This is a genomic window from Nitrospirota bacterium (assembly GCA_026387665.1).
GTDB lineage: Bacteria > Nitrospirota > Nitrospiria > Nitrospirales > Nitrospiraceae > Palsa-1315.
This window is the reverse complement of record JAPLLG010000007.1, coordinates 143,536-156,411: the sequence shown is the minus strand read 5'-3', so window position 1 is coordinate 156,411 and position 12,876 is coordinate 143,536. Positions and strand designations below refer to the sequence as shown.

The window sequence follows — 12,876 nt, the reverse complement described above, 5'->3', positions numbered from 1 at the left end:
GAGCGCCGCTTGCGGAATTTTTCAGCATCCTGCTAGAGGATGACGAGGTTGTCCCGGTGTATGACTTCTTCATACTCCTGAGGCCCGAGTTGCTGCTGGATTTCGGTTGTCTTGAGCCCTTTGATCTTTGCGAGCAGGTCGGACGAGAAGTTCACGAGTCCTTTCGCGAACTCTTTGCCATCCTGGTCGAGGCAACTGACCGCATCGCCCGCTTCAAACGGACCGCCGGTTTCCAGGATGCCGGAGGCCAGGAGGCTCTTGCCCCGTTTGGCCAGGGCCTCGACCGCCCCTGCGTCGAGCGTCAGGGTGCCTCGGGGCCTGAGGGTGAAAGCGATCCAATGTTTGCGGCTGGTGAAGCGGCGTTCCTTCGCGAGGAAGAGGCTGCCGCCCGGGCCGCCGGCCAAAACTGTCGTGAGGAGGCCGGCTTCTTGCCCGTTCATGATCAGGGTGGCTACGCCATACTCGCTGACTTTCTTGGCAGCCCGGACTTTCGTGGCCATGCCTCCGGTCCCCTCGAAGGTGCTGGAGACGCCGGCCCGCTGTTCAATGTCTTCGGTAATGTCCTGGATCAGAGGAATCAGGGTGGCAGCGGGATTTTTGCGCGGGTCTTCCGTGAACAGGCCATCGATATCGGAGAGGATGATGAGCAGTTCCGCGTCGACCAAATGGGCGACTTCGGCTGCCAGGGTGTCGTTGTCCCCCACGCGAATCTCATCCACAGCCACCGTATCGTTTTCGTTGATAACGGGGATGACGCCGAATCCGATCAGGGCGTTCAGGGTATGGCGGGCATTGAGGAAGCGCCGTCGATCGGCCAGGTCCTGGTGCGTCAGGAGGATCTGCGCCACTTTGATATCGAGCCGTTCGAAGGATTTCTCATAGGCCCACATGAGCCGGCTCTGGCCGACTGCGGCGGCCGCCTGCTTCACGGGGAGACTTTTGGGATATTCCGTCAGGCCCAGCTTCTTGATGCCGGAAACGATCGCGCCGGAGGAAACGATCAGGACTTCACGACCGCTGGACCGGAGGGCCGCGATTTCATCCGCAAGCCGATCGATCCGTTCCGGGCGCAGCCCGGTCTCTCGGGACGCAACGAGACTGCTCCCGACTTTGATGACGATGCGGGTGGCTTGCTTTAAGAGCTGATCTCGCATGGTGTGGTTCGCAGCTGCGTAACCTGTTGCCCCACATAGTTGACGAGTTCTGTCAGCCCTTCTCTCGTGGCGGCAGAGATCGCGAGGCAGGGGTAGCGATGGCGCTTACAGTATTTCTGCAACTCGCGCAGGCGCGCGCCATCTCCCGCCGCATCGATTTTCGTCGCCACCACGGCAAAGGGGCGTGCGGTGATCGGTTCATCGTAGGCGGCGAGTTCCTGGCGCATGACCTCGAAGCTTTTGACCGGTTCTTCGGGGGCCCATTCCGAGACGTCGACCATGTACAACAAGAATGACGTCCGTTCGATATGCCGGAGGAACCGGAGTCCCAGTCCCTTGCCTTCATGGGCGCCTTCGATGATTCCGGGAATGTCTGCAACGGCGAAGCTGCCCTTTTCTCCCCAGCGCACGATCCCGAGATTCGGCACCAGCGTAGTGAAGGGATAGTCGGCGATCTTCGGCCTGGCCGCTGAGATGACGGAGATGAGCGTCGATTTTCCGGCATTGGGAAAGCCCACCAGTCCAACGTCGGCCAGCAGTTTCAGCTCAAGCCGGAGGGATTTGACTTCGCCTTCTGTGCCGAGTTCAAACTCTGTGGGCGTGCGGTTGGTCGGAGTCGCGAAGTGGTTGTTCCCTCGTCCTCCATGGCCTCCGTGGGCTGCCACGAAGCGCTGTCCCGCCGTGACCAGGTCGGCCAATACGTCGCCGGTCTCATCGTCGTAGATGACGGTGCCGACAGGCAGAACCACCACCACATCTTCCCCGGTTCTTCCGGAGCAGTTGGCTGCGCCTCCCTGGCGACCGACTTCGGCTTCGTAATGTTTTTGGTACCGGAGGTCGAGGAGCGTCGTCATGCGAGGCGACGCTTCGAATATGACATTCCCGCCATCGCCGCCATCGCCGCCGTCAGGTCCGCCGCGAGGCACGAACTTTTCACGCCGAAAACTGCATGAACCGTCCCCGCCACGACCGGCAGTGATGCGGATACGGACTTCATCAACAAACATCGGCGCACCGTTTCTTCAGTGTGAAGGCTGAGGGATCGCTGCCTGCGAGGAACATCCCGCTGCACGTACAGTCATGCCGGGAGTCCTCGCGGGTACGAAGCTGTGACGAGAAAAGAGGAAAGAATGCGTTAGGAAACCGCCGGCACGGAGTCAGCATAGACGCTGATCTTCTTCCGTCCGCGGCCGCGTTCGAACTTCACGATCCCCGTAATGAGGGCGAAGAGGGTATGGTCTTTACCGAGGCCCACGTTGAACCCGGGGAAGAATCTCGTTCCGCGCTGACGGATCAGGATGGATCCGGCCGTGACGGTCTCCCCAGCATAGGCCTTGACGCCAAGGTACTGTGGATTACTGTCGCGCCCGTTTCGTGTTGATCCGCCGCCTTTATTTGTTGCCATGACTGATCCTCGTTAAGCTGTTTCGATACCGGTAATGCGCAGCTTGGTGAAGCCCTGGCGATGGCCACGGGTCCGCCGATAGTTCTTGCGCCGTTGTTTCTTGAAGATGGTGATGGAGCGAGTCCGGTCCTGGTCGATAATTTCGGCTTTGACGATGGCCCCTTTGACCAGCGGTTGCCCGACGACCATGCCTTTTTCGCCGTGAACCAGCCTGACTTCGCCGATTTCGATCGTCCCCCCGATTTCGCCGGGAAGAGACTCCACCTGGACCAAAGATCCAGTTTCCACCCGATACTGCTTGCCGCCCGTTTCAATGATTGCGTACATAGACCCCTGCCTCCGTTACAGAAGATGATTGTGTAACATAGGGGCTTGAGGCCTGTCAAGGCAAAGGCTCGTCCCCCACGGATATTTCCCCGCCCGCTGGCTCCTCTTCAGCCCTTTCCCCCTCCTTCGGGTTAACCTGTTCGTTGGCTATCTTGGGCTGATTCCTGGGCGTATGCTGCTGTGTCATTGTCACGCTACGCCTGGGATTGGAGATAAATTATGGCCGTCGCACCGAAGTCTCATCTGCCTCAGCCGAAAGGCACGCGATTTGTGCTCCGTCCCTACCGCCGCATCCCGACCCAGTGCGGGCTCTATTATCTGAGCGGGGATTGTGTGGGGAAGGGTGTGGTGACGAATCTGTCCCATACAGGGATGCGTATTCAAGGTGAACATGCCGTGACGCCGGGCCTCGAACTGTCGCTCCGCTTTGAGCTGACAGACGGTGGCCCGACGATAGAAATTGAACGGGCCACGGTCCGCTGGGTGAATGGGTATGATTTCGGCCTAGGCTTTGTCCGCATCAATCCGTCCGCCGCGACACATATCGCCCATATATTGAGCCAGCAGCTTCGCGCCTCTCAGAGGCCTGCCTAGCCGTCTTTCTTTCGCTCCTTCGTGCCTGTGGGGGTTGCGCGCCCGTTTGCTTGACGCTTCTTCCAGCCCGCTGCTATATTCCGCTTTCGGCGCTCACATCATTCACCGGTTCGTCTTCGTTGCTATGCTTGAACCACAAGGAAAAATTTGGATGGACGGGGCGTTCGTCAATTGGGCGGACGCACAGGTCCATGTGATGACCCATTCGCTCCATTATGGATTGGCGGCGTTCGAGGGGATTCGTTGCTACAAGGGGAAGTCCGGCTCGGCGATTTTCCGGCTGCAGGAACATGTCGATCGGCTGTTCGATTCCTCCCATATCGGCATGATGCAGCTGCCCTTCGACAGGAAGCAGGTCGCCGAGGCCATTGTGGAGACCGTGAAGATCAATAAGCTGGAAGCCTGTTATATCCGTCCGCTCGTCTATATCGGGCATGGAGCGATGGGGGTCTATCCGGGGGACAATCCGATCAAGCTGGCCATTGCGGCCTGGACCTGGGGCGCCTACCTCGGAGACGACGCCCTGGCGAACGGGATGAGGGCCCGCGTATCCTCCTTTACCCGTCATCACGTCAACGTGTCGATGACGAGGGGGAAGATTTCCGGCTACTACGTGAATTCGATCCTCGCGAAGCGGGAAGCCAAAATCGACGGCTACGATGAGGCCATCCTGCTCGATACCGAGGGCTATGTGTCCGAAGGGACTGGGGAGAACATCTTCATCGTGCGGAAGGGGCGGATCAAGACCACGCCGCTCACCTCGATCCTCGACGGCATCACCAGAAGCTCCGTCATTGACCTGGCGCGGGAGCAGGGGATTGCCGTGGCCGAAGAGCGATTCACGCGCGATGACATGTATATCGCCGATGAAGTGTTCGTGACCGGGACGGCGGCCGAGCTGACCCCGGTGCGGGAGATTGACAATCGCCGCATTGGAACCGGAAAGCCCGGTCCCATTACCCAAGCTCTGCAAAAGAAGTTCTTTGCCATCGTGCGCGGGGAGGATCCTTCCCACGCAGCCTGGCTTACCCGCATTTAGCGTCTTACGATTTCAACGATCAGGTGTGATCAGTAGAGGTGCAGGAGCGTCAGTTCCTGCGTCCCTGCGACCAGCCTCGTGCATGTCGATTTCTTGATGTTGCCGGACGCTCAAAAGAGCCGTCCAGCAAGGCCGCAGCGAGTGAAGGGCCGAGGCGCACCCGTAAGGTACGTTGAGGGTCTGAACGATGCGAGAACGAAGTTGGCGGACCTTTTCAGCGTCCGCCTAATGAGCGGGAGCCGCGTCGGCAGCAGCGGGAGCTGCCGGAGTTGTGGCCGGGGTCACCGGAGCGGTCTGAGAGGTCTCTTTCTTCTTGAGATCGATGACCGTGGAGGAGAAGGTCCGCTCTTTGGCCATGATGGCAAGGCTGAAGGAGGTCAGCATGAAGATGGCGGCAACGGCGACCGTGAACTTGCTCAAGAAGTTGGCTGGGCCACGGCTTCCGAAGACGGTCTGGCTGGAGCCGCCGAACGATGCGCCGATCTCAGCGCCCTTGCCGGACTGCAAGAGGATCGCGCCGATCATGAGAAAACAGATGAATACATGGATGACGATGAGCAACGTATACATGGCACTCCGATCAGTTAAGCACGTCGTGTCTGAGCAATGCGCACGATTGTAGCAAAGGAATCGGGATTGAGACAAGCCCCGCCCACTAATGCCCCATCGATCGCCTCCGAGGCGAGCAGCGACTCGGCGTTCTGAGGCGTGACGCTCCCTCCGTAGAGAATTCTCATGGCAACGGCAGTTGTGCTGTTCCAGCCTGTTTCCACGAACGAGCGGATGGACCGATGGACTGCCACGGCCTGCTCCGTGGTGGCGGCCCGTCCTGTGCCGATGGCCCAGACCGGCTCGTAGGCGATGGTGACGGTCGCGAGGTCCTGCTGGCTCAGCCCTGCCAGGCTGCGGTTTAACTGAGCCGTGACGACCGATTCCGTCTTGCCCGCCTCCCGCTCAGCCAGGGATTCTCCCACGCAGAGGATCGGAGAGAGTCCCTGCGCCAGGGCTGCCCGGACTTTCTTCTGAATCGTCTCGTCCCGTTCGCCGAAGAGTACGCGACGCTCCGAATGGCCGACGATCACATAGCGGCAGCCCAGCTCGCGTAACATCGAAGCGGACACCTCTCCCGTGAAGGCGCCCTGCTGCTCCCAATGGAGGTTCTGGGCGCCGAGGCTGATCCAGGAGGAGGGACCGAGGGCCTTAGTAGCCGATTCAAGGGAGGTAAAGGGCGGCGCCAGGGCCACATCGGCCTTGGGGGATGGGGTCAGCCGTTCCAGGAGGTCGCGAATGAAGGCTGCGGCCTCCGAGGCCGTCTTATTCATCTTCCAGTTGCCGACGATGAGGGGTGTGCGCACAGATTTCTCGATATGGATGGTGTCGCGGGCGTGAACTTACGACGAGGCGATTACTCGACTCGATCCGGGAGGGCGGTCAAGCCCGGAAGTTGTTTGCCTTCGAGCAACTCCAACGCGGCGCCGCCGCCGGTCGAGATGAACGACATATTCTCCGATTCGCCGGCTCGATGGACGGCTAAGGCCGTTTCGCCTCCGCCGACGATCGTGAGGGCATAGGCGTTGGCCACCGTGTGAGCCATGGCGAGCGTCCCTCGGGCATAGGCATCGATTTCAAAGACGCCCATCGGTCCGTTCCACAGAATCGTCTTCGCGTTTTGGACCGCTTCGTTGAACAGTTTGACGGAAGCAGGGCCGATGTCGAGGGCATACCAGCCTTTGGGGATTTCCTGGACCGGAACGATCTTCGACTCCGCGCCAAGCTCGCGGCTGGCCGCAACGACGCAATCGACCGGGAGATAGAATTTCACGCCGCGGGAGAGGGCATGTTCCTCGATGCCTTTGGCGAAGTCCAGCATGTCGTTTTCGACCAGGGAGTTGCCGATTTCCAGCCCCTTCGCCTTGAGGAAGGTGAAGGCCATGCCGCCGCCGATAATAACTTTGTCGACGCGTTTGCCCAGATTCTCGATGACACCGATCTTCCCGGATACTTTCGCTCCGCCGAGAATGGCGACAAAGGGCCGGACGGGGTTTTCGACGGCTCCCTCGAGATATTCGATTTCCTTCTTGAGGAGGAAGCCGGCGGCCGAAACGGGAATGAATTTGGTGATACCGACGGTGGAGGCATGGGCTCGGTGCGCGGCGCCGAAGGCGTCGTTGATGTAGACGTCGCCGAGGGATGCCAGTGCCTTCGAGAAGGCGTCGTCGTTTTGCTCTTCACCCTTATGGAACCGGAGGTTTTCGAGGAGCAGCACGTCGCCCGGCTTCATCGTGGCGACAAGCTTTTCCACCGCCGGGCCGATGCAATCGGGCGCAAAGAGAATCTCTTTGCCCAGGAGCCGCCCCAGACGTTTGGCCACCGGGGCCAGGCTGTACTTGGGGTTGAACGTTCCGTTCGGGCGGCCCAGGTGCGAACAGAGGATCACCTTGGCTCCGTCGTCCACGGCTCGATTGATGGTCAGCAGGGTCGAACGAATGCGGGTGTCGTCGGTGATTTGGTGCGAATCATCCAAGGGGACGTTGAAGTCGGCCCGGATAATGACCCGTTTGCCCTTCAGCGAGATATCGTCGATCGTTTGTTTGCGTAGGTTCATCCGGCGATGTGTCCGCTAATCCTCAGCGGCCTTTCGTCTTGGCCGCGATCACTTTGATCAGATCCCGCACCCGGCAGGAATAGCCCCATTCGTTGTCGTACCAGGCCGTGACCTTGACCATCCGCTTGTCGATGACCATCGTGAGCGGGGCATCGAGGGTGGCCGAATGGGGATCGCCCTTCTGGTCGATCGAGACGATCGGGTCTTCCGAGTAAAGTAGAATGTTTTTCATCGGGCCGAGCGCCGCTTTCTGGAAGGCGGCGTTGACGGAGGCGACGTCGCAGTCCTTCTCGGTTTCGACGGTCAGATCCACCAACGAGACATTCGGGGTGGGGACGCGGATCGCGAGGCCGTCGATCTTGCCCTTGAGCTGCGGCAGCACCAAATGCAGCGCCTTCGCCGCGCCGGTGCTGGTCGGAATCATGGACATGCCGGCGGCGCGCCCGCGCCGCAGGTCTTTGTGCGGCAAATCGAGCAACTGCTGGTCGTTGGTGTAGGAATGGATCGTGGTCATGACGCCGTGCTTGATGCCGAAGTTATCCAGCAGGATTTTGGCCACGGGCGCCAGACAGTTGGTCGTGCAGGAGGCGTTGGAGATGATGTGGTGCGTGATCGGGTTATAGGCCTCGTCGTTGACGCCCAGCACGAGGGTGACATCCGGGTTAGGCGACGGCGCGGAAATAATGACGTGTTTGGCTCCGGCTGCGAGGTGCTTCCCTGCGCCTTCGCGGTCGGTGAAGCGCCCGGTTGATTCGACGACGATGTCGATCTCCAGATCCTTCCAGGGCAGGTCTTTGGGGTCCTTCATCGCGAGCACTTTAATGGCCTTGCCGTCGACGAGGATCTGGTCGTCTTTGGCCTCGACGCTCCAGGGTAATGTCCCGTGCACCGAGTCATATTTCAAAAGATAGGCGAGCGTCTTCGCATCTGTCAGGTCGTTAATGGCGACCACGTGCAGCTCGGGATCACCGAGTGATGCCCGCAGGACGTTCCGTCCGATCCGTCCAAATCCATTGATGCCGATCCGAGTAGCCATGGCGAGTAGTCCCTCAAGAAAAAAGGCCGGCTGAATGAACCGGCCACAATGGAGGCCGATAGTATCGACGCCTCCTGGGCCTTGTCAAGCCATAGAGGGCGGTAACTCCGCGCCGGATCACAGGAGTTTCGCTGCAGCCCGCATCGGCCGCTGACAGAACCGGCGCGCGGTGCGCGGCCTTCTGCCTTGCGTCTCTGTTGGTGGTTCGTTAGAGTTCGGCGATCTCAGTCTGAGACGTTTTTCCATGAGGTATCAGTGAATCTGTTCGAGAAGACCACGCAGGTGTTGGAGTGGCCGAGATTGCTGGAGGCTTTGGCTGGCCATGCCAGGTCCACGATGGGGGCGGCGCGTTGTCGCGCCCTCGACTTGGCGACGGATCTGGAGGATACACAACGGCGCCAGCAGGAAACGACGGAGATGGGACGGCTGCAAGATGCCGGTGAGGGCCTGCCGGTCTTGTCCTTTCCGGATATTCGCGATCCGCTTGCCCGGGCGAGCAAAGGGGCCTCGTTGGAAATATTGGAACTCCGCGATTGCGCGATCGTGCTGGAGTTGCTGGAGGAGAGCGGCCGTTTTGTGGAACGGCATCAGCAGGTCGCTCCTGCTTTGGCATCTGTCGCGCAGTCCTTACGGTCGGTCGAGGTCCTGCGCCCCGTGAAGGCCGCGCTGGATGACGCGATCCATCAGGACGGTTCGATCAAGGAGTCGGCGACGCCGGAATTGCGGCGCTTGACCCATCAGGCCCATTCGCTCAAACAGCAGATCCGGCATCAGGTGGATCAGATGCTCCACTCGCGCCGCTTCGAGGAGATCCTCCAAGAACAGTATTTCGCCCAGCGGGAAGGCCGTTATGTCATTCCGGTGAAAACCGATATGAGGGGACGGGTGCCGGGGATTGTGCATGATGTCTCGGCCAGCGGGGCCACGGTGTTTATCGAGCCGCGCGAGCTGGTCGAGCTGAACAATTCCATCAAAGTGGCAGATTTAGAGATCGAGCGGGAAGTGCGGCGCATCCTGCGGGAGCTGTCTTCCCTCGTCGCAGCACAGGCAGAGCTCATGTTGGCGGGGCTCGATGCCCTGGCTATGCTGGATGGGATTGCCGCGCGGGCTTCATTCGGCCGCCAACTCAAGGCCCATCCAGTCGGGCTCAACGATGATGGGCGCGTGAAATTGCTGCAGGCCCGGCATCCCTTGCTTGTGTTGTCGAAAGGGCAGGTGGTGGCCAACGATATTCTCCTGGATGAATCGATCCAGGTGCTGGTCATCTCCGGTCCCAATACGGGAGGCAAGACCGTCACCCTCAAGATCGTCGGGCTCTTTGCCTTGATGGTCCGTGCAGGACTGCATTTGCCCTGTGAGGCAGAATCAGAGATGGCCTTCTTCTCCGACGTCTATGCCGATATCGGCGATGCCCAGGACCTGGCCCGCGACCTCTCCAGCTTCTCGGCTCACATGACCCAGATGATTCAGTTGCTCGATGAAACGGAGCAGCAGCGGAATAGCGACGAAGAGGCTGAGCCGCGGCAATGGCTGGTCCTCCTTGATGAGCCGGTCACCTCGACCGATCCATCAGAAGGAGCGGCCCTGGCCGAAGCCTTGCTCTGCCGGCTGGCCACGCTGGGAATGAAAGTCGTCGCGACCACCCACTACGGATCATTGAAGGCTTTGGCCCATACGATGCCCGGCTTCGCGAACGCCAGCGTCGAGTTCGACGTGGCAACCCTCTCGCCGACCTATCGGCTCTTCATGGGGGTGCCGGGCGGCTCCTCTGCGCTGGAGATTGCAGGCCGGTTGGGGATGGACCGGGCCTTGCTGGATGAGGCGAGGCTGAAGCTCCATAAAGACGAGCGGGCCATGGAAACGATGTTGCACGATCTGCAAGCCACGCAACGGCAGTTGGCCGACGATTTGGCCCGCGCCGTTGAGGCGAGACGTGAAGCGGAGCAGGCGGAGCAGCGAGCCAAGGCGCAGCTGGCCCATCTGGAAGAGACAGAAAAGGAAGCGCAGCGGGGCCTGAAGAGAAAATTGAGCGAGCAGTTCAGTCGCGCGCGGGCGGAAGTGCAAGCCACGGTCGATACAGTCAAGGGCGAGCAGAAGTTGATCAAGGCCAAGGCGGCGAAGCAACGGTTGTTCGAGCTGGAGGCGCAAACGAGAGCTGAATTGGCCCCGGCCGGCACGCCGATTCCGCTTGAGCAGTTGGGGATGGGAGATCAGGTGGAGATCGGCGGGCTCGGCATGACCGGCACGCTTCTCGAAGCACCGCAGGGGAAGAAAAGAGTGAGGGTGAAGGTGGGGGCTGGGGAACTGCTGGCCACCGTGGCGAATCTCGTCGGCCTCGCAAGGGGACAGGCCGCCCCGTCGAAGCCGGCATCAGCCCCATCGACTCCGCGCCGGCTCCAGCTAGGAGGCGGGATGGGGTTGGATGAGCAGACGGTCGTGGATGTGCGAGGGAGGGCGGCGGACGAGGCGCTGGATCAAGTGGTGGCGGCGCTGGATCGCGCGACGATGGCTGCCGTGCCGTTTCTCCGCATCATTCATGGCCATGGCACAGGGAAACTGAAAGCATCGTTGCGAGACTATTTGAAAGATTCCCCCTATGTCGCAGGCACCAGGCCTGGTGATCGTGCAGAAGGAGGAGACGGAGTTACTGTAGTTCAGCTTCGGCATTAGCCGGCTTCAGCGGCGAGGAGTCGGTGAGGGCATCCAGGGCTTCTCGTACCGATTGCACCGGCGAGACATGGATCGAGCCGGCAGGGCTTCCGGCTGGCGCATTCAGTCGTGAGACTACGACCCGGCGCAGGTTCGCCGCCTGGGCCGCCTGCACTTTCAACGGAACAAATCCCACCGCACCGATCCCTCCATCGGGAGTGACCGTTCCCGTCATCACATAACCGGTCGGCACCGTCTTTCCTTGTGCCATGGCTGCGACGCTCAGGCTCACCATCGCCGACAAACTATTCCCGTCGACAGTCATGCCGATATAGAAGACCGAAAGTTCGACCGCCCAGGAGTCGGTGGAAGTCCCCAGGGATTGCGCGCTCCGCCTAATTGCCTGTTCGATCGACGTCTGGGCCAAGGTCGAAAACCGGCCCGGTGTCGTGTGGAACTGCAGCCTCAGGCCAGTCTGATCTTGCCGCTCCTCGAATGACACCATCACATAGACGACCGTGCCGATCCGGTTCTGGCCGGTCGTGACGCCCAGGACGGGAATCAATTGCTGCCGCGGTGCGCCGTAGGCCTGTCCCTCGATGAGGGAGAACAACAGTACACCTGTCGCAATGAGCGCGCGCGTCTGTATCGATGGCGGCCAGTGAAGCAAGGAACCCTCGTGCGTGAGTCATTCTGTTAGTAGACCTAGGTACTATCGGTGGTGGAGGGGAAGCCTTGAGGATGGAGGTGCTGGCTCGTCGAGAATGAATGGATAGGAACGGATAGCAATAGAGATTATTCAGTTGAAGTGGAAATCAACGGTCTTTGGTGAAAAAGTTTTCGGCACGATCTATTTAGACGGGAATGGGAGGGGCGCTCACGTTGGTCCTGTGTTTGTAGAACGAGCAGGATCGTCTGTCTGGTTTTTCTGGTGGGATTTCCGGTCTAGCCAACCAGATAAACGAGACAGACCAGATAGACCAGATGAACCAGTCCTCGTTTCTCGCTTTTCCCGCCTGTCCTGCCCGTCTCGCGGTACCGTCCCTGGACACGCGCAGTTGGGAGACCCTTAGCCCGCCCTCATGTCAGCCAGACTTGAGCCACAGGTTCAAGATAGCCTTGCTACCGCAATGAGTTAGGGAGAGGCTGTGAATGTGCAATTCACACCTTGTCTTACTATGTGAAGAGGAATTGAATTTAAAGCCATCAAGCTCCAGGCATCCAGGATATCCATAGCTAGCTAGCAGACTGGGTAGACTCGGAACGAACACCTTTCAATTTATTTTTGGCCAAAAGCAGCTATAAAGACGCGGCTATTGTCTCAAAGTGTTGTGCTTTCTCCGGCATTCCTCGGCGTGCTAACTCTCCTGCATAGGTTTGATAGGTCTGTTTCATGAAGGCTCGTACCTGGCCTGTCTTATATTGGCCGAGCATTGGCTCAAGCCTATCGAGTAATGGTATCCCTTTTTCATATTTCTTCGCATAATAGTATGTTACAGCAAGTTCAACCAATACATAGCCAACTTGCAATCCATCCTTTCCAATCAATTCCTCATCAAGTTCCAGTGCCCGCTTCAGAAGGGCTTCAGATTCATCAAACTTTCCCAGGACCCGTTTCACACGTCCCAGGTTATAAGAGGCGTCAGCCTCATATGCTGGTCCCAGATAGCCGATTTTCACATTTACCCCAGCCCGATAATACGCCTCTTCCGCTCTTTCCCAGTTGCCTGCAGCCGAAGCCGTTTCACCCATCTTCCTATACTTCTGATAAGTGGCTTGATTGAGCGGATTGGAACACCCCACAAACAGCAGTGAGGCGGCTAATAGGACTACCGCAAGGATTAACTGTGCACGCCGTCTCATGGGTTCACCTCATACGGGGTCGTCAAGTTTGACGTCCGCGAAGCATAATACTCGATCATGGACTCCCCTCAAAGTGGTATTTGTGGTTCTCAGAAAAGAGGTGGATGAACGTCCAAGCCGTATTTGCACCAAGCTTGAGTTCTAAATCCAAGTGCAACACTTCAAGCCCTGATGGGTTACGGTGTTGCCATGTGAACGAGATCC

The 12,876-nt window shown here is 59.2% G+C and carries 13 protein-coding genes; 3 read left to right on the top strand and 10 right to left on the bottom strand.

Translation table 11 applies throughout. The annotated features are described in order from the left end of the window. Window positions 1-32: 32 nt before the first annotated feature. The 4 genes from proB to rplU form a co-directional block, all read right to left on the bottom strand. A complete protein-coding gene (gene proB, locus NT179_04995; protein MCX5721371.1) occupies window positions 33-1,154 on the bottom strand; it encodes a glutamate 5-kinase in 1,122 nt (373 codons plus the stop codon). Further along, window positions 1,136-2,161: a GTPase ObgE gene (gene obgE, locus NT179_04990; protein MCX5721370.1), complete on the bottom strand. Its 1,026-nt coding sequence runs from the start codon at window positions 2,159-2,161 to the stop codon at window positions 1,136-1,138. The genes proB and obgE overlap by 19 nt, the downstream gene beginning before the upstream one ends. Window positions 2,162-2,289: 128 nt before the next feature. Then, window positions 2,290-2,559 carry a 50S ribosomal protein L27 gene (gene rpmA / locus NT179_04985; GenBank protein MCX5721369.1) on the bottom strand — a complete coding sequence of 90 codons (270 nt, stop codon included), beginning with the start codon at window positions 2,557-2,559 and terminating at the stop codon, window positions 2,290-2,292. A gap of 12 nt (window positions 2,560-2,571) precedes the next feature. Then, on the bottom strand, window positions 2,572-2,886 hold the full coding sequence (gene rplU, locus NT179_04980) for a 50S ribosomal protein L21 (GenBank protein ID MCX5721368.1): 315 nt from the start codon (window positions 2,884-2,886) through the stop codon (window positions 2,572-2,574). 219 nt (window positions 2,887-3,105) lie between these two features. On the opposite strand from rplU, the gene NT179_04975 reads away from it, so the two are divergent. Continuing rightward, window positions 3,106-3,480 (top strand): PilZ domain-containing protein, encoded by a 375-nt coding sequence (locus NT179_04975; GenBank protein ID MCX5721367.1) that lies wholly within the window; start codon window positions 3,106-3,108, stop codon window positions 3,478-3,480. A 124-nt stretch (window positions 3,481-3,604) separates the two neighbouring features. Further along, complete coding sequence (locus tag NT179_04970) at window positions 3,605-4,519, top strand: branched-chain amino acid transaminase (protein MCX5721366.1); 915 nt, start codon at window positions 3,605-3,607, stop codon at window positions 4,517-4,519. A gap of 225 nt (window positions 4,520-4,744) precedes the next feature. On the opposite strand, the gene secG is transcribed toward NT179_04970, so the two are convergent. The 4 genes from secG to gap are packed head-to-tail and all read right to left on the bottom strand — an operon-like array spanning window position 4,745 to window position 8,160. Next, window positions 4,745-5,089: a preprotein translocase subunit SecG gene (gene secG / locus NT179_04965; protein ID MCX5721365.1), complete on the bottom strand. Its 345-nt coding sequence runs from the start codon at window positions 5,087-5,089 to the stop codon at window positions 4,745-4,747. 14 nt (window positions 5,090-5,103) lie between these two features. Continuing rightward, window positions 5,104-5,874: a triose-phosphate isomerase gene (gene tpiA / locus NT179_04960; GenBank protein ID MCX5721364.1), complete on the bottom strand. Its 771-nt coding sequence runs from the start codon at window positions 5,872-5,874 to the stop codon at window positions 5,104-5,106. Between the two features lie 50 nt (window positions 5,875-5,924). After that, complete coding sequence (locus tag NT179_04955; protein ID MCX5721363.1) at window positions 5,925-7,124, bottom strand: phosphoglycerate kinase; 1,200 nt, start codon at window positions 7,122-7,124, stop codon at window positions 5,925-5,927. Between the two features lie 22 nt (window positions 7,125-7,146). Continuing rightward, complete coding sequence (gene gap, locus NT179_04950; protein ID MCX5721362.1) at window positions 7,147-8,160, bottom strand: type I glyceraldehyde-3-phosphate dehydrogenase; 1,014 nt, start codon at window positions 8,158-8,160, stop codon at window positions 7,147-7,149. A 255-nt stretch (window positions 8,161-8,415) separates the two neighbouring features. Here gap and NT179_04945 point away from each other — a divergent pair, with 255 nt between their 5' ends. Beyond that, window positions 8,416-10,830, top strand: coding sequence for an endonuclease MutS2 (locus NT179_04945; protein MCX5721361.1), 2,415 nt, complete (start codon window positions 8,416-8,418; stop codon window positions 10,828-10,830). On the opposite strand, the gene NT179_04940 is transcribed toward NT179_04945, so the two are convergent. Both NT179_04940 and NT179_04935 read right to left on the bottom strand, forming a co-directional pair. Then, entirely contained in the window at window positions 10,805-11,479 is a 675-nt protein-coding gene (locus NT179_04940) for a hypothetical protein (protein MCX5721360.1), read from the bottom strand. The two genes, NT179_04945 and NT179_04940, sit on opposite strands and share 26 nt — an antisense overlap. Window positions 11,480-12,108: 629 nt before the next feature. After that, entirely contained in the window at window positions 12,109-12,672 is a 564-nt protein-coding gene (locus NT179_04935) for a tetratricopeptide repeat protein (GenBank protein ID MCX5721359.1), read from the bottom strand. Between the last annotated feature and the right edge of the window lie 204 nt (window positions 12,673-12,876).